The 21,831-nt window shown below is 41.8% G+C and carries 21 protein-coding genes and 1 pseudogene; 21 read left to right on the forward strand and 1 reads right to left on the reverse strand.

Annotated features, from left to right (window positions below):
- Positions 1 to 97: 97 nt before the first annotated feature.
- From PGW42_RS09155 to PGW42_RS09210, 12 genes are all read left to right on the forward strand, one after another.
- On the forward strand, positions 98 to 1,654 hold the full coding sequence (locus PGW42_RS09155; RefSeq protein WP_270203264.1) for a UDP-N-acetylmuramoyl-L-alanyl-D-glutamate--2,6-diaminopimelate ligase: 1,557 nt from the start codon (positions 98 to 100) through the stop codon (positions 1,652 to 1,654).
- Entirely contained in the window at positions 1,633 to 3,861 is a 2,229-nt protein-coding gene (gene priA, locus PGW42_RS09160; RefSeq protein ID WP_270203265.1) for a replication restart helicase PriA, read from the forward strand. The genes PGW42_RS09155 and priA overlap by 22 nt, the downstream gene beginning before the upstream one ends.
- 24 nt (positions 3,862 to 3,885) lie before the next feature.
- Positions 3,886 to 4,356 (forward strand): peptide deformylase, encoded by a 471-nt coding sequence (gene def / locus PGW42_RS09165; RefSeq protein WP_173826092.1) that lies wholly within the window; start codon positions 3,886 to 3,888, stop codon positions 4,354 to 4,356.
- 23 nt (positions 4,357 to 4,379) lie between these two features.
- Positions 4,380 to 5,318: a methionyl-tRNA formyltransferase gene (fmt, locus tag PGW42_RS09170; RefSeq protein WP_270203266.1), complete on the forward strand. Its 939-nt coding sequence runs from the start codon at positions 4,380 to 4,382 to the stop codon at positions 5,316 to 5,318.
- Between the two features lie 337 nt (positions 5,319 to 5,655).
- On the forward strand, positions 5,656 to 6,366 hold the full coding sequence (locus tag PGW42_RS09175; protein ID WP_008372155.1) for a zinc metallopeptidase: 711 nt from the start codon (positions 5,656 to 5,658) through the stop codon (positions 6,364 to 6,366).
- Positions 6,353 to 7,657 (forward strand): 16S rRNA (cytosine(967)-C(5))-methyltransferase RsmB, encoded by a 1,305-nt coding sequence (gene rsmB, locus PGW42_RS09180; protein WP_270203267.1) that lies wholly within the window; start codon positions 6,353 to 6,355, stop codon positions 7,655 to 7,657. Before PGW42_RS09175 ends, rsmB begins: the two co-directional genes overlap by 14 nt.
- Positions 7,657 to 8,694 carry a 23S rRNA (adenine(2503)-C(2))-methyltransferase RlmN gene (gene rlmN, locus PGW42_RS09185; RefSeq protein WP_117822693.1) on the forward strand — a complete coding sequence of 346 codons (1,038 nt, stop codon included), beginning with the start codon at positions 7,657 to 7,659 and terminating at the stop codon, positions 8,692 to 8,694. The genes rsmB and rlmN overlap by 1 nt, the downstream gene beginning before the upstream one ends.
- Positions 8,695 to 8,697: 3 nt before the next feature.
- Positions 8,698 to 9,441, forward strand: a complete 744-nt coding sequence (locus PGW42_RS09190) for a Stp1/IreP family PP2C-type Ser/Thr phosphatase (RefSeq protein ID WP_117822698.1) — start codon at positions 8,698 to 8,700, stop codon at positions 9,439 to 9,441.
- Positions 9,435 to 11,537, forward strand: a complete 2,103-nt coding sequence (gene pknB, locus PGW42_RS09195) for a Stk1 family PASTA domain-containing Ser/Thr kinase (protein WP_270203268.1) — start codon at positions 9,435 to 9,437, stop codon at positions 11,535 to 11,537. The genes PGW42_RS09190 and pknB overlap by 7 nt, the downstream gene beginning before the upstream one ends.
- A gap of 12 nt (positions 11,538 to 11,549) precedes the next feature.
- On the forward strand, positions 11,550 to 12,437 hold the full coding sequence (rsgA, locus tag PGW42_RS09200; RefSeq protein ID WP_195488511.1) for a ribosome small subunit-dependent GTPase A: 888 nt from the start codon (positions 11,550 to 11,552) through the stop codon (positions 12,435 to 12,437).
- A 1-nt stretch (position 12,438) separates the two neighbouring features.
- Complete coding sequence (gene rpe / locus PGW42_RS09205; RefSeq protein ID WP_270203269.1) at positions 12,439 to 13,101, forward strand: ribulose-phosphate 3-epimerase; 663 nt, start codon at positions 12,439 to 12,441, stop codon at positions 13,099 to 13,101.
- Positions 13,094 to 13,744, forward strand: coding sequence for a thiamine diphosphokinase (locus PGW42_RS09210; protein WP_008372144.1), 651 nt, complete (start codon positions 13,094 to 13,096; stop codon positions 13,742 to 13,744). The genes rpe and PGW42_RS09210 overlap by 8 nt, the downstream gene beginning before the upstream one ends.
- A gap of 223 nt (positions 13,745 to 13,967) precedes the next feature.
- Here the strand turns inward: PGW42_RS09210 and PGW42_RS09215 are convergent.
- Positions 13,968 to 14,318 (reverse strand): annotated as a pseudogene (locus PGW42_RS09215) (helix-turn-helix domain-containing protein); the annotation flags it as partial.
- Here PGW42_RS09215 and PGW42_RS09220 point away from each other — a divergent pair.
- The 9 genes from PGW42_RS09220 to PGW42_RS09260 all read left to right on the forward strand — a co-directional run bounded on the left by PGW42_RS09220 (position 14,297) and on the right by PGW42_RS09260 (position 21,823).
- Complete coding sequence (locus PGW42_RS09220) at positions 14,297 to 15,100, forward strand: helix-turn-helix transcriptional regulator (RefSeq protein ID WP_270203286.1); 804 nt, start codon at positions 14,297 to 14,299, stop codon at positions 15,098 to 15,100. The pseudogene PGW42_RS09215 and the gene PGW42_RS09220 sit on opposite strands and share 22 nt — an antisense overlap.
- A gap of 635 nt (positions 15,101 to 15,735) precedes the next feature.
- Positions 15,736 to 16,647, forward strand: a complete 912-nt coding sequence (locus PGW42_RS09225; RefSeq protein WP_270203270.1) for an ABC transporter ATP-binding protein — start codon at positions 15,736 to 15,738, stop codon at positions 16,645 to 16,647.
- A complete protein-coding gene (locus PGW42_RS09230; protein ID WP_270203271.1) occupies positions 16,647 to 17,549 on the forward strand; it encodes an ABC transporter permease in 903 nt (300 codons plus the stop codon). The genes PGW42_RS09225 and PGW42_RS09230 overlap by 1 nt, the downstream gene beginning before the upstream one ends.
- A gap of 140 nt (positions 17,550 to 17,689) precedes the next feature.
- On the forward strand, positions 17,690 to 18,304 hold the full coding sequence (locus tag PGW42_RS09235; protein WP_117555615.1) for a TetR/AcrR family transcriptional regulator: 615 nt from the start codon (positions 17,690 to 17,692) through the stop codon (positions 18,302 to 18,304).
- A 54-nt stretch (positions 18,305 to 18,358) separates the two neighbouring features.
- Positions 18,359 to 18,742 (forward strand): VOC family protein, encoded by a 384-nt coding sequence (locus PGW42_RS09240; protein WP_008372125.1) that lies wholly within the window; start codon positions 18,359 to 18,361, stop codon positions 18,740 to 18,742.
- Between the two features lie 33 nt (positions 18,743 to 18,775).
- Entirely contained in the window at positions 18,776 to 19,105 is a 330-nt protein-coding gene (locus PGW42_RS09245; protein ID WP_270203272.1) for a TfoX/Sxy family protein, read from the forward strand.
- Between the two features lie 358 nt (positions 19,106 to 19,463).
- Positions 19,464 to 20,117, forward strand: a complete 654-nt coding sequence (locus tag PGW42_RS09250; protein ID WP_270203273.1) for a response regulator transcription factor — start codon at positions 19,464 to 19,466, stop codon at positions 20,115 to 20,117.
- Between the two features lies 1 nt (position 20,118).
- Entirely contained in the window at positions 20,119 to 21,039 is a 921-nt protein-coding gene (locus tag PGW42_RS09255; RefSeq protein ID WP_270203274.1) for a sensor histidine kinase, read from the forward strand.
- 100 nt (positions 21,040 to 21,139) lie between these two features.
- The gene (locus PGW42_RS09260; RefSeq protein WP_270203275.1) at positions 21,140 to 21,823 is read left to right on the forward strand and encodes an ABC transporter ATP-binding protein; all 684 of its coding nucleotides are present in this window, start codon (positions 21,140 to 21,142) and stop codon (positions 21,821 to 21,823) included.
- Positions 21,824 to 21,831 lie beyond the last annotated feature (8 nt).

A 21,831-nucleotide genomic window follows, 5' to 3' on the forward strand; every position in this document is an offset into this window, starting at 1 on the left:
CAGGAAATCCACCCATTTTATATATTTTCATATCCGGTGTGACGTTTGAGGGGAAACAGCATATTCTGAAAACAAAGAGTCCAAAAAGAGGAGCCTTATGAAGCTTTCGGTTCTGTTTAAAAGGATTCAGCATGCGGTGATCCAAATGCCGGAATTAGAAGAAGAGATGGAAATCCGGGGGATTACCTGTAATTCCCAAAAGGCAGAAGAAGACAGTCTGTTTGTCTGCATTCAGGGAAACCGGGCAGATGGACATGATTATATAGAAGAAGCCTGCAACCTTGGGGCATCCTGCATTCTGATAGAAAAACTGGTATCTGGGGGAAGGATGCTGAAGTTTCCGGAAAATGTTGCCGTCGTTCTGGTAAAAGATACACGGGAAGCTCTTGCCGGGATCAGCAGGATCTGGTTTGGAAGTCCTGCTGATAAGTTGAAAGTGATTGGCGTGACCGGCACAAAGGGGAAAAGTACGGTGGCAGTGATGATCCGGGAGATGCTGGAAAGTCTTGGCCAAAAATGCGGACTGATCGGTACGATCGAACACCATCTTGGAAATGAAGTGGTAACTTCGCAAAATACGACCCCGGATGCCTTTACCATTCAGTCGTATTTTGCTAAAATGGTAGAAGCAGGTTGCCACTATGCGGTGATGGAGGTATCTTCACAGGGAATAAAGCAGCATCGGATCGATGGAATCTGGTTTGAAATCGCGGTATTCACTAATTTCGGGGAGGATCACATCGGACCAGGCGAGCATGCAAGTCTTGGGGAATACCGATATTACAAATCATGTCTTTTTGAACAGTGCAGGATTGGAATAGGGAATCTGGATGATGCACAGTGCAGCTATATGTTCCAGAGAAAATGTTGCACGAAATACGGATTTACCTGTCGGGAAGAAGAAGGGCAGGAAAGAGGATTTAGAAACAGTCATGTACTGACGGCAGAAAAAATCAGTTTTCTGATGGAAGGTGGAGAACTTAAAACGGTATTTTATGCAGATGATAGAAAATATGAGCTTGCCCTTCCTGGAAAATTTAATGTGTACAATGCACTGGCTGCTTTACAGACGGTGAGCTGTCTTGGATTTGAAAGAGAAGAAGCAGGAGACGCGTTAAAGCATCTGGCGGTAAGAGGCAGGATGGAACGGGTAGATGCAGGAGAAGATTTTCTGTGTTACATTGATTACGCGCATAATGCCATGAGTCTTGCAAAAGTGCTTAAAATGCTGAGAATTTATGAACCAGAACGTATTTTACTGGTGTTTGGATGCGGAGGCAACCGTGCCGGAAGCAGAAGAGGCAGGATGGGAAGAGTGGCAGGAGAGCTTGCGGATCTGACGATCATCACTTCAGATAATCCGAGATGGGAAGAGCCGGCGAAGATTATGGCAGACATTGAAGAAGGTATCAAAGAAACTTCCGGAGCCTATCGGATGATCCAGGATCGTGAAGAGGCAGTACTCTTTGCGGTGGAAATGGCAAGACAGGGGGATATCCTTCTGATTGCGGGAAAGGGACATGAAAATTACCAGGAGATCCGGGGCGTCAGACATCCGATGGATGACCGGGAACTGGTGCGAAAAGCCGTCAGGATGATGGCACAAAAGAGACAGAAAAAGGAACAGACAGAATGTACGCAGACATTATTATAGATATTACACATGAAAAACTGGATAAAGTATTTCAGTACCGCGTACCGGAAGAACTGGAAGGAGATTTACGGACCGGTGCAGGCGTCATTGTGCCGTTTGGACGGGGCAACCGGGAAACGAAAGGGTACATTGTCGGTTTTTCGGAAACATGTGATTATGATGCGGAAAAAATAAAAAATATTCTGCGCACGGATACATCGAGTGTGATGATTGAGGCAAGGCTGGTCGCACTTGCTGCGTGGATGAAAGAATATTATGGAGGTACGATGATCCAGGCATTGAAGACGGTGCTTCCGATCAAGCGTACCGAGCAGCAGAAGGAACAGCGGATTTTAAAAAGATGTATTTCCAGAGAAGCAGGCGAAAAGAAGCTGGAAGAATATCTTCACAAGAACCAGAAAGCGCGGGCAAGACTGATGGCAGCACTTTTGGATGATGAAGAGGTAGAATATTCTCTGATCAGCCAGAAGCTGAATATCACGCTGACGGTGGTGAGAGCGCTTGAAGAGCAGGGGGTTCTGGAAATCAAAAATCATAAGATTTACCGTAATCCTGTGAAAGAAAAAGAGCAGCAGCGGCATTTTATTACCTACACGGAGGAGCAGGAAAGTGCAATCCGTACGTTTGAAAACGATTATAAAAAAGGGATCCGAAAGACCTATCTTTTATACGGTGTGACCGGAAGCGGCAAGACAGAGGTCTATATGGAAATGATCCGGCAGGTGGTAAAGGAAAAGCGGCAGGCAATCGTACTGATTCCGGAGATCGCATTGACTTACCAGACGGTGATGCGCTTTTACAGGACATTTGGGGAGCGCGTTTCCATCATGAATTCCAGACTTTCAGCGGGAGAGCGGTATGATCAGATGATGCGGGCGAAAAAAGGAGAGATTGATGTGATGATCGGTCCAAGATCTGCGCTTTTTACCCCGTTTCCGAGTCTTGGGCTGATCGTGATCGATGAGGAACATGAGGCAGCTTATAAAAGTGAACAGGTTCCCCGGTATCATGCGCGGGAGACGGCAATCGAACGCGCAAGCCTGGAAGGGGCAAGTGTGGTACTGGGATCGGCAACCCCTTCCATGGAAGCATTTTACCGGTGCGAGCTGGGAGAGTATACGTTGCTGGAATTAAAGAGGCGGACTGCAAAAGCAGAGCTCCCGGAGGTCTACACGGTGGATATGCGTGAAGAACTGCAAAAAGGGAACCGTTCTATTTTAAGTGACAGGCTCCATGAGCTGATGGAAGACCGTCTGAAAAAGAAAGAACAGATCATTTTGTTTCTGAATCGAAGAGGGTATGCCGGATTCCTTTCTTGCAGGTCCTGCGGATATGTAGTAAAATGTCCTCATTGTGATGTTTCACTGGCAGCGCACAATAATGGGAAAATGGTGTGCCACTACTGTGGTTACGAAGAACCGGTTGCAAAAAAATGCCCGTCTTGCGGCTCCCCTCATATCGGAGGTTTCCGCGCAGGAACACAGCAGATTGAAGAACTGGTAAAAAAGGAATTTCCGCAGGCAAGGGTACTTCGGATGGATCTGGATACTACAAGATCCAAAGAAGGACATGAAAAGATTCTATCTGCATTTGCAAATGAAGAGGCAGATATTCTTGTCGGAACGCAGATGATCGTAAAAGGACATGATTTTCCAAATGTGACCCTGGTTGGCGTGCTTGCCGCGGATATGTCCTTATACTCGGATGATTTCCGGTCAGCAGAGAGGACATTCGAGCTTCTGACGCAGGCAGCGGGAAGGGCCGGAAGAGGGGGAAAAAAAGGAGAGGTCGTGATTCAGACCTACAGTCCGGAGCATTATAGTATCCAGACGGCAGCACGTCAGGATTATCAGGCATTTTATACAGAAGAGATGAATTACAGGGAACTGATGGGGTATCCGCCGGCAGAGCATCTGATGGCGGTACTGGTAGCCTGTGAGGATGAAGCACTTCTGGAAAAAGGAATGCACTATCTCAAATTATATGCAATGCGGATCACGAAGAACCGCAAGGTACAGGTGATCGGTCCGGCAGCTCCGGTAGTCGGAAAGGTCAAGGATGTGTACCGGAAAGTTTTGTATCTGAAGCAGGAATCCTATGAGATCCTGATTGAAATGAAAGATAAAATGGAACAATATATTGAATTGAACCGGGGATTTGCAAAGATGCGGATTCAGTTTGATTTTGATCCGATGAGTGGATTTTAAAAGAAAAGGCAGGAGGAAGAACAAATGGCAATTAGAAAAATCAGAGAAATAGGCGATGAAGTACTGACAAAGGTGTGTAAGGAAGTAACAAAGATGACACCAAGAACAACAGAACTGATCGATGATATGTTAGAGACCATGTACGAGGCAATGGGGGTAGGTCTTGCTGCACCACAGGTTGGAATTCTCAAAAGAATCGTTGTCATCGATATCGGAGAAGGTCCGGTTGTCATGATCAACCCACGCATCGTAGAGAGCAGCGGAGAACAGACCGGGGAAGAAGGATGCCTTAGTGTACCAGGTAAATCCGGTATTGTTACCCGTCCGAATTATGTAAAAGCAGTAGCATTTGATGAAGATATGAAAGAATACGAGATCGAAGGCGAAGGACTGATGGCAAGAGCAATCTGTCACGAACTGGAGCATCTGGACGGTCATCTTTATGTAGAAAAAGTAGAAGGCGAACTTCACAGCACAGAATACGAAGAAGCCTAGGCTGGAAGCGGGAGGAAGATAAGATGAAGATAATATTTATGGGAACTCCTGATTTCTCAGTCGGAACACTGGAAGCACTGGTAGAAGCAGGACATGAAGTAGTGCTCGCTGTCACACAGCCGGACAAGCCAAAGGGCAGAGGCAAAGAAATGCAGTTCACTCCGGTAAAAGAATGTGCACTTGCACATAATATTCCGGTCTATCAGCCAAAGAAGATCCGGGAACCGGAATGTATCGAAGAACTGAAAAAATACCAGGCAGATGTCTGCGTAGTCGTGGCATTTGGACAGATCCTTCCAAAAGAGATTCTGGAAATGACACCGTACGGATGTATCAATGTCCATGCATCCCTTCTGCCGAAATACCGCGGTGCTGCACCGATCCAATGGGCGGTCATCAATGGAGAAAAAGTATCCGGTGTCACAACGATGCAGATGGATGAAGGACTTGACACGGGTGATATGCTGGAAAAAGTAGAAATCACATTAGATAAAAAAGAAACAGGAGGAAGCCTTTTCGATAAACTTTCCGCAAAAGGAGCCGCACTCTGCGTCCATACCCTTGCAGAACTGGAAAAAGGAACCATTACTCCACAAAAACAGGGCGAAAGCACCACCGAATACGCAAAAATGCTCAACAAAAAATCCGGTGAGATCGACTGGACGAAAACAGCAGTAGAAATCGAACGCCTGATCCGCGGCTTAAATCCATGGCCAAGTGCCTACACCCAGTGGGAAGGCAAAACGATGAAAATCTGGGAAGCAGAAGTAGAGGATGTTGTAGAAACCATAGATACTCATGAGCCCGGAACGATCACAGAAGTCACAAAACACGGCTTCAAAGTTCAGACCGGCAAAGGCAGACTAGCCATCAAGTCCCTCCAGATTCCAGGAAAAAAACGCATGGAAGCCGATGCCTTCCTACGCGGATACCACATAGAAACAGGAACAAAATTAGGCTAGAGTTTACTTTTAGAATTTGAGCTTTGCAAATTTAACAAATATTTTTCAACCTAACATATCTGGCGCAAAAAAACGCAAAGCGTTTTTCGCGCCCTTTGGCGCATTTGTCCCATCGTGCACCGCACGATAGGACAAACAGCCGACACCCATTGAAAAATGTAGCCCGGAAGCGAAAGATATTCGCTAAGCAGGTCATCGAAAACGTCGGCACTTAATAAGGCTGAGCGTTAGCGAAAGCCGAATTTAGTACCGCTACGTTTCCGGACTAAGCGCGAGCGGGCCTGCGTGCGAATATCTTTCGCTTCCGGGCGGACCCTTATTCAACAAGGAGGCAAACATGTACTACCCATATTATTTTGATCCAACTTATTTCCTTGTCATCATCGGCGTCATCATCTGCGCCCTTGCATCCGCTAAAGTGAATTCCACCTACGCCAGGTACGATCAGGTCCGCAACCACGCCGGGATCACCGGTGCGATGGCTGCGGAGCAGATCCTCAGGATGGAAGGGATTTATGATGTACAGGTGATGAGAGTAAGTGGAAAACTGACCGATCATTACGATCCGGCGAACCATGTACTGCGGCTTTCAGATTCCACCTACGGTTCGACATCGGTTGCGGCACTTGGAGTTGCAGCACATGAATGTGGACACGCGATCCAGCATGCAAGGCATTATGTACCGCTGACAATACGCGGAGCACTTGTTCCGGTGGCGAATTTTGGATCCGGGATTTCATGGCCGCTGATCATAATGGGATTATTTATCAGAGGAGAAATGTCTACATTGTTTATCAATCTTGGGATCCTGATGTTTTCATTGGCAGTGCTGTTCCAGATCATCACGCTTCCGGTAGAGTTTAATGCATCAGGAAGAGCACTTAAAATCCTGAAAAATTCAGGCATGCTATATGAATCAGAAGTACGTGAGGCAAGAAGTGTTCTTACAGCGGCAGCGCTTACCTATGTGGCGAGTGCAGCATCTGCACTTCTGCAGCTTTTAAGAATACTGATCCTGACAGGAGGAAGAAGAAATGACGACGAATAACCAGGGAGTAGGTACAAGAGAACTTGCACTGATGATCCTGCTGGAAATCGAGCGTGGAGAGAAAAGTCATATCGTGCTCAGACAGGTGCTGGAAAAATATCAGTATCTGTCCAAGCAGGACCGTGCATTTCTGACCAGGCTTGCAGAAGGGACAACAGAGCGGAGGATAGAACTGGACTATATTATCAACCAGTTTTCAAAAGTAAAGACAGAAAAAATGAAACCGGTGATCCGCAATATCCTGCGCTGTGCGGTCTATCAGATCAAATACATGGATCAGGTTCCGGATTCGGCAGCATGCAATGAGGCAGTCAACCTTGCTATCCGGAAAGGATTTAAGAACCTGCGGGGATTTGTAAATGGGGTACTCAGAAATATCGCACGAAACATTGATAAGATTGCGTATCCGGAGAATGCAGAAGAATTTCTGTCAGTAAAGTATTCTATGCCACAGTGGATCATCCGTATGTGGGTGAGAGATTATGGAGAAGAGAAGACGAAAGAAATCCTGGAAGGTTTTTATAAAGAACGTGCAACAACAATCCGGATCAATGGAAATGCAACCAGCAAAGAAGAGCTGATCAGAGAACTGACAGGAGAAGGCATTCAGGTAAAAGAACATCCGCTTCTTGCGTCTGCGCTTCTGATCTCAGGCTATGATTATCTGGCAGCAATCCCGGCGTTCCGGGAAGGAAAATTCCAGGTACAGGATGCAGCTTCGATCATGGTAGCGGAGCAGGCAGGAATCAAAGAAGGAGATTACATACTGGATGTGTGTGCGGCACCGGGAGGAAAAGCGCTCCATGCAGCACAGATCCTGAACGGGACAGGTATGGTAGAGGCAAGGGATCTGACAGAGATGAAGGTAGAGCTGATCCGGGAAAATATTTCACGGATGGGATTTGAAAATATCCGTGCGGTACAGCAGGATGCAACCTGCTTCGATGCAGACTCCGAGGAAAAAGCAGATGTGCTGATCGCGGATCTTCCGTGTTCCGGTCTTGGTGTCCTTGCGAAGAAGACCGATCTGAAGTATAAGATGAACCCGGAGACGGAGACTGAAGTTGCAGCACTTCAGAGAGAGATCCTGGATACGGTCTGCCGATATGTGAAGCCGGAGGGAACATTGATGTACAGCACCTGTACGATCAGCAGGATAGAGAATGAGGAAAATGCCGGATGGTTTGCCGAAAAACATCCGGAATTTGACCTGGAATGGGAGAAACAGATTTTCCCGTCTGATATAACCGATGGTTTCTATATTGCTAAATTTATCCGGAGGAGCAGATAATGGAGAAAAAAGATATCGCTTCGTATTCATTTGAAGAGTTACAGGAAGAAATGCTGGCGATTGGAGAAAAAGGATTCCGCAGCCGACAGATTTATTCCTGGATCCATGAAAAGCTGGTGGATGATTTTGAAGAAATGACCAATCTTCCAAAAGCTTTACGCCAGAAACTGGAAGCAGCATACGAAATACGAAGAGTCGAGATGGAAAAAAGACAGATTTCGAAGATTGACGGAACCAATAAATTCCTGTTTTGTCTGAAAGACGGGAATATGGTAGAAAGTGTTCTGATGAAATATAAACACGGCAATTCGGTATGTATTTCCTCGCAGGTTGGCTGCCGGATGGGATGCCGCTTCTGTGCATCTACATTGGACGGGCTGGAGCGAAACCTGACACCGTCAGAGATGTTAAGACAGGTTTACCAGATCCAGAAGATAACTGGCGAGAGAGTTTCTAATATTGTGATCATGGGAACCGGAGAACCGCTGGATAATTATGACAATTTTCTGAAATTCATTCACATGGTCAGTGACGAACACGGACTCAATATCAGCCAGAGAAATATCACGGCGTCTACCTGTGGGATTGTACCGAACATCCGGAAACTTGCAGAAGAAAAGCTGCAGATCACGCTGGCACTTTCCCTGCACGGTTCCAACCAGGAAAAGAGGAGATCGCTGATGCCGGTGGCAAATAAATACGAGCTTCATGAGGTCCTGGAAGCGTGTGATTATTACTTTGAAAAGACCGGACGAAGGATCACTTTTGAGTACAGCCTGGTTCACGGCGTAAACGATACACCGGAGGATGCAAAAGAGCTGATGGGAATCTTAAAAGACAGAAACTGCCATTTAAACCTGATTCCGGTGAACCCGATCAAGGAGAGAAACTACGAAAAACCGGACAAAAAAAGTGCCGAGAATTTCAAAAATAAACTTGAAAAAAACGGGATAAATGTTACTATAAGAAGAGAAATGGGCTCAGATATAGACGGAGCCTGTGGACAGTTACGGCGCAAGACGATGCAAGGAGTATAAAATATGAAAATATTTTCTATGACAGATGTTGGAAGAAAACGTGAAATGAACCAGGATTACGTGTTTGCCACAGATGAGTCATTAGGTACGCTGCCGAATCTTCTGGTAGTAGCCGATGGAATGGGTGGACACAAGGCAGGCGATTTTGCGTCAAAATATACGGTGGAAGTTCTGAAAGAAGAACTGAAGCATACATTAAAGGATGGACCGGAAGAGATTTTAAAAGATGCGGCTCAGACAGCGAACCACAAGCTGATCGAGAAAGCAGATGAAGACATTAATCTGGAGGGGATGGGAACCACTCTGGTTGCGGCAACTGTGATCGATCATACACTTTATTTTATAAATGTAGGTGACAGCCGTCTGTATCTTCTGAATAAGGATATCAGGCAGCTTTCCAGAGACCATTCCCTGGTAGAAGAGATGGTTCGTCTGGGAGGAATCAATGAGGAAGAGGCAAGACATCATCCAGATAAGAATATCATTACCAGAGCAATTGGAGTAAAAGAGGATGTAGAGGCGGATTTTTATGAATTCAGCCTCAAAAAGGGAGATATCATCCTGATGTGTTCCGATGGACTCAGTAATATGATAGAGGATGAAGAAATTTTTGCGATAGTTAAAGGGGCAAGAGATATCGTAGAAGCCGGTCAGAATCTGATTGACCGGGCGAATGAGAACGGGGGCAATGACAATATCAGTGTTGTTCTTGCAGAACCGTTTTCTGATGAGGTGAGTATATGGTAAAAGACGGGATTTATTTAAGTGGCCGTTATCAGGTTCTGAGCAAGATCGGAGCCGGTGGAATGGCGGATGTATATAAGGCGAAGGACTGTATGCTGAACAGATATGTCGCAGTGAAAGTCCTGAAAAAAGAATACAGGGAAGATGAAAACTTTGTAAAGAAATTCCGGTCAGAAGCACAGGCAGCAGCAGGGCTTCTGAACCCGAATATTGTCAATGTATATGATGTAGGGGAGGATCGAGGACTCTATTATATGGTCATGGAGCTGGTAGAAGGAATCACTCTGAAAGAATATGTGCATAAAAAAGGAAAGCTTTCTTCCAAGGAAGCGATCAGTATTGCAATTCAGATGTGTACCGGTATTGAGGCAGCTCACAATCATCACATCATACACAGAGATATCAAACCGCAGAATATTATCATTTCCAAAGAAGGAAAGGTAAAGGTTACGGATTTTGGTATTGCAAAGGCGACAACATCGCAGACAGTCAGCACCAGTGCAATGGGATCGGTACACTATGTATCTCCGGAGCAGGCACGGGGTGGCTATTGTGATGAGAAGAGTGATATCTATTCTGCAGGTATCACCATGTATGAGATGGTGACCGGAAGGGTTCCTTTCGATGGCGATTCTACTGTTTCGGTTGCAATGAAGCATTTACAGGAGAATATTACCCCGCCTTCTGAGTATACACCGGATTTATATCCGGCGCTGGAGAAGATTATTCTCAAGTGTACACAGAAGAGCGCGGAAAGACGTTACCAGAGTGCCGGAGAACTGATCCAGGATCTGAAGAGGGCGTTGGTCGATCCGAGTGGCGAATTTGTAGATATGGTTTCGATCCGGAGTATGGGAGATACGGTGATGATCTCGCCGGAGCGGATGGCACGTATGAAAAAGCGTCAGGGCGATGGTTATGATGACGAAGAGTATGATGATGGCTATGACGATGAAGAATATGACGAAAATGATGACTATGATGAGGATGACGAAGAGGATAATTATAACGGGGGCAGACGCGATAACAGTAAAAATGGCGTAGATCCGAAGATGAACAAGATGATGAAGATCCTCATGGTTGCAGTTGCAGTGATCGTTGCATTTGCGCTGATTTTCCTGATCGGCAAAGCAGCAGGTGTGTTCGGTAAGCGTTCAGACAGTCAGATTTCAGTTTCCAATGAGATTGAAGTGCCAAATCTGGTCGGACAGCCGCAGAATGTTGCAGAGACGATGTGCGAAAAGAAGCAGCTGAAGCTGGAAGTAGAATCCGAGAAAGCATCAGATAAGGCAGCAGGTACGATTATTGAGCAGAAGACAAAAGCAGGAAAGAAAGTCAAGAAAAATACGGTGATCAAGGTTGTGATAAGTTCAGGACCGGAAAAGATCACGATCCAGAGTGTAGAGGGAATGGATGAAGATGCGGCCAAGAAAGCACTGATCAAACAGGGCTTTACGAGCAAGAACATCACTGTTACCAGTGAATACAGCAGTGATGTTGAAAGCGGAAAAGCAACAAGGACTGATCCGGCAGAGGGAACAGAGGTATCTGCTGATTCTAAGATCACACTGTATATCAGTAAAGGTGAAAAACAGCCGGATAAGGTATCAGTTCCGCCAATTGTGGGAATGTATGTAAATGATGCGGTATCTACACTGAACGCAAACAGACTGTCCGATGGCGGAACGAGCAGTGAAGAATATTCAGATGATTATGCAGAAGGTATGATTATTCGTCAGAGCAAAGATGCCGGAACGAAGGTGACTGAAGGAACAAGTATAAGTTATGTTGTCAGCAAAGGACCAAAGCCTGCAGATCAGGTGAAGGTACCAACTCTGACAGGAAAGACACTTGGAGATGCGATTTCAGCACTGAATGCCAGAAATCTGACTTATACAGAAGTTGATATTGACAGTGCAGAACCATCTGGAAAAGTTGTAAAAGTTGATCCGGGAGAAGGTACATCGGTAGATGTAGGAACTGCGATCACACTGTATGTAAGCAATGGCTCACAGGCAAGCAGTGGATCCGACAGTAACAATTCGGGCAGCAATAATTCCGGTAACAATTCAAATAACGGCAACAATACAGGAAATTAAAAGGACTGTTTTATGCAGGGAAGAATTATAAAAGGGATTGCAGGATTCTACTACGTTTATGACGTAGTAGAATCTGTCATTTATGAATGTAAAGCAAAAGGAATTTTCCGTAAGGAGAAGATTAAACCACTGGTCGGAGATCTGGTAGAATATGAGATCTTAGATGCAGAAGAGAAGACCGGTAATATCATCCGGATCCTTCCAAGGAAGAATGAACTGATCAGACCGGCAGTGGCAAATATTGATCAGGCACTGGTTGTATTTGCAGTGAAGAAGCCGGATCCGCATTTTAATCTGCTGGACAGGTTTCTGGTTATGATGGAGCGGCAGGAGATTCCGGTTATTATCTGTTTCAACAAGAAGGATATTGCAGATGAGCCGGAAATCGAGTCTCTGGAGAAGACTTATGAGGCTTGTGGGTACCGTGTGATCTTTGCAAGTGCCAGAGAAGGAGAAAATATTCTGGAGATTAAAGACGCACTAAAAGGAAAGACAACAACTGTTGCCGGACCTTCAGGAGTAGGAAAATCCTCTCTGATCAACTGTCTTCAGGAAAATGTCAATATGGAGACCGGAAGTATCAGCAGAAAGATCGAGCGGGGAAAACATACTACCCGCCATTCAGAACTGATCCCGATCGACGAAGATTCTTATATCATGGATACACCGGGATTTTCGTCACTGTATACCAATGATTTTGGCAAGGAAGAATTGAAATATTATTTCCCGGAGTTTGATCAGTATCAGGGAGGCTGCAGATTTCAGGGGTGTAATCACATCAGTGAACCGGGGTGTCTGGTAAAAGAGGCTCTGGAAGAGGGAAAAGTGCATCCGGTGCGGTATGAAGATTATTGTGAGATGTATCGGGAACTGGAACAGAAGGAAAAAAGGAGGTACTAAAATGGAATATAAATTATCACCATCTATTTTATCGGCAGATTTTTGTAATCTGGAAGAAGGTATCCGCCAGACAGAGGAAAATGGAGCGGTATATTTACATTTTGATGTGATGGATGGCGTGTTCGTACCGAGTATTTCTTTTGGAATGCCTGTGCTTGCATCAATCAAACCGGCGGTAAAGCAGGTAATAGATACGCATCTGATGATCACGGAACCAATCCGTTATGTGGAAGCATTTGCAGAGGCAGGAGCGGATATTCTTACTGTACATTATGAAGCATGCAAGGATATACGTGCGACTCTGGACAAGATCAAAGCGTGTGGCATGAAGACAGGACTGGCAATTTCACCGGATACACCGGTGGAGGTCCTGAAGGAATTCCTTGGTGAAGTGGATATGTTCCTTGTGATGACAGTCCATCCGGGATTTGGCGGACAAAAGCTGATTTCTGAGACGTTGGATAAGGTCAGAACACTTAGGACAATGCTGAATGAACGTGGACTTGAGACTGATGTCCAGGTTGACGGAGGAATTTATGCATTCAATGTGAAAGAAGCACTGGATGCGGGAGCAAATGTGATTGTTGCGGGATCAGCTGTATTCAAAGGGAATGCAGGAGAAAACACAAGAGAATTGATGGAGATTTTAAAGAATTATGAGTAAGACAGTCATTATCAGTGGGGGAATGCTTGACGAGGGATTTGCAGAGAAGGTTCTTGAAGCAAATCCGGAGGCTTATATTATCGCAGTAGATAAGGGGCTTGAGTATCTGTATAACCATAAGATTGAGCCTCAGTATATTGTTGGGGATTTTGACAGTATTGATCCAAAGGTGATTGATTACTATCGCAAGGAGACGAATATTCCGATCCGGGAATATAATCCGGTTAAGGATGCGACGGATACAGAGATTGCTCTTCGGCTGGGAATTACACTGGGAAGCAAAGAGATGATCCTTCTTGGGGCAACCGGTGGAAGAATCGATCATTTGTGGGCGAATGTCCAGACACTTAGTGTGGCATGTGATGCCGGAGTAAATGCCTGCATTCTGGATGAGAAAAATAAAATCTGGGTAACGAATAAATCCTGTGTGCTGAAAAAGTCAGAAGCATACGGACCATATCTTTCTGTATTTTCTTTGGAAGGCGAGATTTATGATTTCAGTTTGGAGGGTACGAAATGGCCGCTCAATCATCATGATCTGATGCCGTGCGACAGTCTGACGGTGAGCAACCAGTTTGTGGATGATGAAGTGAAGATCAGTTTTGTAAATGGTCGGATTGTTATTATGGAAACGAAAGACTGATAAGAGATGTATAAGAAGAGAAAAGCCAGATATCACTCGAAAATGATATCTGGTTTTTTTGCGTAAAAGGTACTAGGTGTCTGAGATGAGTACTTTTTTGATTATAAAGCCGGATTTTGAAAAAAATCACGAATCTGAAAAAGGGTTGGACACAATCCGGCAACATGCTGCAGGGAGTGCATCCTCTTTTGGAGGGGAAACTGGATTTATGATATTGTGGATTTTAGAACTTGTTTCTTATCTTTCGGTACTCTCTTGGGGAATATCCTTTCAGCTTGTGGAAAAGCCGGCTGAAATAAAGCTGATTATCATACCCGACGATTTTAGAAATTTCATTGATGGAATAGGTTGTTGTTTCAAGTAACATCTGGGCATTGTTAATTCGGATTCCCACAATAAACTGCATTGGTGTAGAACCTGTGTATTTTTTGAAGTTTCGGATAAACCAGCTGACACTCATTCCACGTGAGGCAGCATAATCATCTATGCTAATATTCTGGTTATAATTTTCACTGAAAAAGGTAACTGCGTTATCCATCTCGTGATCCAGGTATTCATTTTTCGAGATATGTTGACACAAAAGAGGAGATCATAGCAATAAATAGGGAGTCAAAACATATTGAACCACATCTTCATAATGCACTGGAGATCGTTTGTGTAACAAGTGGAGCATTAGAACTTGGTGTCGGACAGGAACTATACCATATGGAAAAAGGAGATATAGGCTTTGTATTTCCAGATGTTATTCATCACTATCAGGTACTGACACCCGGTGTAAATAAAGCGACTTATCTGATTGCATCGCCATTTACGATAGCCAAATTTGCAGATATCATGCAATCCATGGCTCCTGAATACCCAATCATCAAAGCGGAAAAGATTGAACCGGAGGTATATAGGGTTATAAATGCAATTTTAGAGACAGAACAGTCGGATATTACTGTTGCACAGGCATATTTTCAAATTGTGTTGGCACGTTGCATAGGAAAATTAAATTTGGTAGAAAAGAGTAATGTGGGGAGCAACGATCTTATTTACCAGACAGTTTCCTATATATCAGCAAATTTTAAGAAGAAATTTTCGCTGGAAGAGATGGCAAAAGATCTGGGGGTGAGCAAATATGTTTTATCCAGACTCTTTTCCAAAACATTCCATAGAAACTTTAATCAATATCTTAACGATGTAAGGCTGAACTATGCATGCCAGCGTTTGGAAAATACGAGTGATTCTATTACAAACATTTGTCTGGATAGTGGATTTGAAAGTCAGAGAACATTTAACCGAGTATTTAAAGAAAGATATAAAATATCACCGAGTGACTACCGGAGTACATGTCTGAAAGATATGTTGTCATAACATATAGATTAATAAATTCAATAAAAATCTGATTATCAGTCTGAAATAAGTATCTCTGGGTGGTATTTATAATATGGGGTAGTGGTTAATTATTATGTCATATGCTTCTAAATGTAATGTTTTGAGGGGAGACATGAGCAATAGGAGAAGTGGTATTTGCATCAATGGGTCCAACAAAAAGAATTAAACAATAAGAATGAACAAAGTGTTGTAATCATCATACTGGTTGCAACACTTTTTTTCGACATTTTTTGAGAATTGTGGGATATCACATATCCGATCACCGCCATGCTCCGATTTGATTTCTATACCAAAAATCAGATCGGAGGAAAGATAATGGCTTATAACAAAACAAGTGAAGAACGAAAACGGCAAGCGAAAAAATTATATTTTTTATTCATATGATCCGATGATTTATGTTTCGGATGCTCATCCGATAGAAGTGATAGAAGATTAGAAAAAGATTGACAAGTTACCAATTGGTTACTACAATATAAGTAACCGAATGGTAATTGCCAAGGGGTATGGACAATTTTTGCATTCATATTACTTTTTAATATATGGATTTTATTTTAAAAGATAAATCCAACATATGCTGCAGCATTTAAGGAAAAATGAAAATATAAGGAGAAGATATGAAATCAGATATCATTAAAATCAGCCACCTGAATAAAAGCTTTGGCGAAGTAAAAGCGGTAAATGATTTGAGCTTTCGTGTGAAAAAAGGAGAATTGTTTGCATTTCTAGGAGTAAACGGTGCAGGGAAAAGTACAACCATTTCTATTCTTTGTGGACTGCTGAAAAAAGACAGTGGAACGGTTCAGGTAAACGGAATAGAAACTGACAAAGCCGGCGCACAGATAAAAAGGATGCTTGGTGTTGTATTTCAGGATAGCGTACTTGATAAACCACTTACGGTGAAAGAGAACCTAATGAGCAGAGCTGCTTTGTACGGCATTACAGGAAATGCCTTTGATAAGAGATTACAGGAGCTGGTCGAGATTTTGGATTTTGACGAGTTTTTAAACAGAACTGTAGGTAAGCTGTCAGGAGGTCAGAGAAGGAGGATTGATATTGCCCGTGCATTATTGCACAGACCGGAAATTTTGATTCTTGACGAGCCTACAACAGGGCTTGATCCACAGACAAGGCAATTAATCTGGAATGTTATCGAGAAGCTTCAGAAAAATGAAAATATGACAGTATTTCTAACCACCCATTATATGGAAGAGGCTGCTAATGCCGGGTATGTTGTGATTCTCGACAAAGGAAGTATCGCAGCGGAAGGTACACCGTTTGAACTTAAAAATGATTATGTACAGGATATAGTATCTGTTTATGGTGTTTCCGAAGATGAAATAAAGTCATTGAACAGAGAATATAAAAAAATACGTGACGGATATCAGATAAAAGTAAGAAATACGAAGGAAGCTACGGAGCTTATTGTAGAACATCAGGACCTATTCAGGGATTATGAAGTAGTAAAAGGCGGAATGGATGATGTATTTCTTGCAGTCACAGGGAAAAAGCTAGGAGGTGAGCATTGATGAGAACAGTATTGGCATTAATGAACAGGAACAGGAAACTGTTTTTTAAAGATAAAGGTATGTTGTTTACATCAATGATCACCCCCGTCATTCTGATTGTTCTGTATGCTACGTTTCTTGCAAAAGTTTTCAGAGATTCTTTTACAGCAGCGATTCCGGATATGATCACGATTTCGGATAAGCTCATTAATGGAACCGTGGCAGCACAACTGACAGCATCACTTATGGCAGTGAGCTGTATCACTGTAACATTTTGTGTGAATCTGACTATGGTGCAGGACAAGGCAAATGGAACATGGAAGGATTTTAATGTTTCGCCTGTCAGCAAGGGAAAAATATATTTGGGATATTTTCTGTCAACAGTAGCTAATTCATTGATGGTCAATGCACTTGCGTTTGTATTATGTCTGGGATATTTACTTAAAATGGGATGGTATATGAATGCAGTAGATGTATTATGGGTTTTATTTGATATGATATTGCTCGTCCTGTTTGGAAGTACGCTTTCAAGTATCATTAGCTTTCCGTTGACAACACAGGGACAGCTTTCGGCTGTAGGTACAATTGTCAGCGCAGGATATGGTTTTATATGTGGTGCTTATATGCCGATTTCAAATTTTGGATCAGGTCTTCAGAAGGCACTGTCTTATCTTCCGAGTACATATGCCACTTCATTGATTAAGAATCATATGCTTCACGGAGTATTCATGGAGATGGAGAGAAAACATTATCCGGATGAAATGGTTGAAGCGATAAGAGCCACTCTTGATTGCAATCCGGTATTTCATGGAAATGTAGTAGGTGTAAATCAGATGATCGGTATTATGATGGGAAGTATAGCTGTATTCGGAATTATTTATTATTTTGTTACATTGCTGCCAGATGGTGAAGGCGGACGATAGAAAATATTATTTTCGGCAGATAGACAAAGCCTTTTTCATTTCACCAATCGTTGATATGGAAAAAGAAAACACTAATTTATAATTTACTTGACAAGTTACCAAAAGGTAACTTAATAACAGATTTAAATTAGGAGATAGACATGGAAAGCAAAGAAAAGAACACAAAGGAAAAAATATTGGAAGAAGCTTTGAAGTTATTTGCACAGAGTGGATATATGGGAACATCCATGAATGATATTGCTTCAAAACTTGGAGTAACCAAGGCTGCATTGTATAAGCATTATAAAAGCAAGCAGGAGATATTGGACAGTATTATTGAAAAAATGAATGAATTGGATATTGAGAGAGTAAAGCAGTATGAAATGCCGGAGGGTGATCCGGAAAAGGTTACAGCCGAGTATAAAGAAACGGCATTTGATAAGATTAAGCAGTTCACAAAGGTGCAGTTTCTTCATTGGACGGAGGAAGAATTTTCAAGCTGTTTTCGTAAGATGTTGACATTGGAACAGTACAGGGAGCCACAGATGGCACAGCTATATCAGAATTATCTTGCAAGCGGACCATTAACTTATATGGAAGCTTTGTTTTCAGGAATGCTGGGCAAAGAAGGAAAAGCCAGACAGACAGCACTTGATTTTTATGGACCTATTTTTTTGCTTTATAGCATATATGATGGAGCAGAAGACAAAAGTCAAGTGATAAAGTTACTGGAAGAGCATATGGATCATTTCTTACAGGAAATGCAGATAAGTTGAAAGGGTGAAACGATTTGAACGATGAATCAGAGCATCAGGAATGGAGTAATAATCATGAGAATTGAACATGTTGCACTTTATGTAAATGATTTGGAAAATACAAAAAAATTCTTTATGAAATATTTGGGAGCAAAATCAAATGCTGGATATCATAATCAAAAAACAGGCTTTTATTCGTATTTTCTCACATTTGAGGATGGTGCACGTATTGAAATAATGAATTTACCGGAAATGGCTGATTTACCGAAGAAAATAGTTCGTACGGGATATTCACATATAGCTTTTAGCGTAGGAAGTATAGAAATAGTGGATGCGTTGACGGCAGAATTAAAAGCGGATGGTTATGAGGTTATCAGTGGACCACGGACTACGGGTGATGGATATTACGAAAGCTGCATTGTTGCGGTTGAAGATAATCAAATTGAGATTACAGTATAATTTGAAAATGCAGGTATTTGAAAGGACAAAAACATGGCCTCAAGCAAAGAATATTTACAATTTATATTAGAGCAGTTATCTGATTTAGAAGAAATTAATTATCGTGCAATGATGGGAGAATATATCATATATTATCGTGGCAAGATTGTCGGAGGCATATATGATGACAGGTTACTTGTGAAACCGACAAAATCTGCAGTTTCTTATATGGCAACTGCGATTTATGAATTACCGTATGAAGGGGCAAAGGAGATGCTGTTAGTAGAAGATGTTGACAGTAAGGAATATTTGGCTGGACTTTTTAAAGCAATGTATGACGAATTACCGGTTCATAAATCAAACAATAAAATAAGGAAATTTTGATAAAGCATTCACCCGGAATGGGTGAGTGTTTTGGGTTTTCAGGTATTCAAATAACCGAAAAAAATCAGGTTATTGCTGAAGCGTATAGATTCATTAGTGGAGTAATACAATATATTAAGAAGCAAAATAATAATCCAAAATATAAAAGGTACTTGAAAATTTAGTAGAAAACATATTGACTTTGTGAATGAAATTGGGTAATATATGCACATAGAACAAAAACTTTCGAGGTTTTTATCAGAAATGGTGCTTGCACCAAGTCTGGGTTTGAAAAAAGTCCGTTACAATATGCAGAGGTGTTATGTATATTGTAATGGACTTTTTTTGTATTATATTCTAGAAAAATCAGGAGGTGTGTATGGTAATAGGAATTATAGAAGATGACAATTTGTTGAGAAAAGCTTTGGATACATCTTTGCAAAATCAAGGTTATACAACGATTCTTGCTGGTTCAAGAAAAGAAGCAATTAAAAATATAGATAGATCTGTAGATTTGTTGATCGTAGATATTGGATTACCGGATGGAGATGGAATAAGTCTATATCAAGAGCTTCAAAAAAATGGAAGAATCCCAGCAATTTTTTTAACTGCAAAAGATGATGAAAAAGATATGTTAAAAGCATTTGATACAGGAGCAGATGATTATGTGGTGAAACCATTTTCAATAAAAGTATTGTTAAAACGTATTGAAGTTGTTTTAAAGAGAAAGTCAAATGAAAATACTTTTATGTGCGGACAAGTCACCTTGTATTCTGATAGAAAACAGGTTTTTGTTGGAGAAACGGAAATATTTTTGACAGTCAAAGAATATCAGCTTTTGGAATATTTTATTATGAATCAAAATCAGGTTCTTACAAAAGATATGATAATGGAAAACATTTGGGGAATAGATAGTGAATTCATTGACCCAAATACAATTAGTGTTATGATCAGCAGATTGAAAAAGAAATTAAATGATTCGTCCGATGTTATTAGTAATGTATTTGGAATGGGATATAGAATGGGAGAATAGCATGACGGTAGTAATATTTACAGTACTTTTGGTGGGGATAATACTTGGTGGAAGTGTTGTATATTTATTTGAAAATCATTTTAGAACAAATGAAATGAAAAAAATATATAAACTAGCCGAATCTTTAATAAATGGCAATGAATTAGATGATTTTGATATAGGAAAAGAAACATTATATTCAAAAACGGCCAATCAATTAATTCGTTTGCAGGAAATGCTGGATGGGAGAAGAAAAGAGGCTGAAAAAAGCCAATATGAGATCCAGAAATTAATTTCTGAGATTGCACATCAATTACGGACACCGCTGTCGAATATAAAAAATTATACAGAATTGCTGCAAGAGTCATTAAATGAAACGCAGGAAATATTGAATATAGAATATATGAAAGATCTGCGAACGAGTGAAGAACAGTTATGCTTTTTGGTGGAAAGCTTTATAAAAACTGCTCGATTAGAACAAGGAACCATGCAAGTTCATATGCAAAAAGGAAATCTTGTTGAGGCTATTTTAAATGCGTTAGGGCAAATACAAAAGAAGGCAGAAGATAAAGATATCTTTTTTCAAGTAAAATTGCCAGAGAAAATTATCTGCGAACATGATAAAAACTGGATGTGTGAGGCATTTTATAATGTGTTTGATAATGCAGTCAAATATAGCAAAAGCAACAGTACGATCGATATCACAATGAAACAAACGGAAATGTTTTATAAGATCCAAATAAGAGATTATGGAATCGGGATAAAAGACGGAGAAGAAAATAAAATTTTTCAAAGATTTTATCGAGGTGAACAGGCAAGAGGTCAGGAAGGATGCGGAATTGGTTTGTATCTTTCCAGAGAGATTGTTCTATTACAAAAAGGGATTATGAAAGCAACACAAATGAAGCCCGGGTTGCTCATAGAAGTGAATCTTCCGGTATAGATATTTCATATGCAGTCTGTAAGAAGTTTGTAAGATGTACCATGTAAAATAGATTATGGCTGATTTAGAGGTAGCATCTGCGAAAGGAGTTTATAGAAAAATGGATATGATCAAAGCCGTGAATCTAAAAAAATATTATACATCCGATACATATGAAGTGCGTGCTTTAGATGGTGTGTCGTTGACTGTGGAGGATGGTGAATTTATAGCAGTTGTCGGTACGTCCGGATGCGGAAAGACAACACTTATGAACATCTTAGGAGGTCTTGATACTCCGGATTTTGGAGGTGTCTGGATCAGAAATACAAGTTTAAAAGATCTTAACAAGGAAGAAAGAACGATATTCAGAAGAAGAAATATCGGATTTGTATTTCAACAATATAATTTGATACCTTCTCTTAGTATACGTGAAAATATTGTCCTCCCAATGAGACTGGATGGCAAGGAAATCGATGTAGATTTTTTCAATGAGATTGTAGAAATACTAGGACTAAAAGATAAATTAGAACGTTTTCCATCAACCCTGTCCGGCGGGCAGCAACAGCGAGTTTCTATAGCACGGGCATTATTAACGAAACCGGCAATTGTCCTGGCGGATGAACCGACCGGAAATCTGGATTCTGTTACAAGTATGGAAGTCGTAGAATTATTAAAATCCTGTGCCACCAGATTCCATCAGACGACATTGATCGTGACTCATCAAGAGGAAGTAGCACAGATGGCAGACAGAGTAATACGTATGTCCGATGGGAAAATCTATACAAGAGATTGTAACGATTGTTAGGAGGTATC

This window comes from Coprococcus sp. TM115-187 (assembly GCF_027679115.1).
Classification (GTDB): Bacteria; Bacillota; Clostridia; order Lachnospirales; family Lachnospiraceae; genus Allocoprococcus; species Allocoprococcus comes.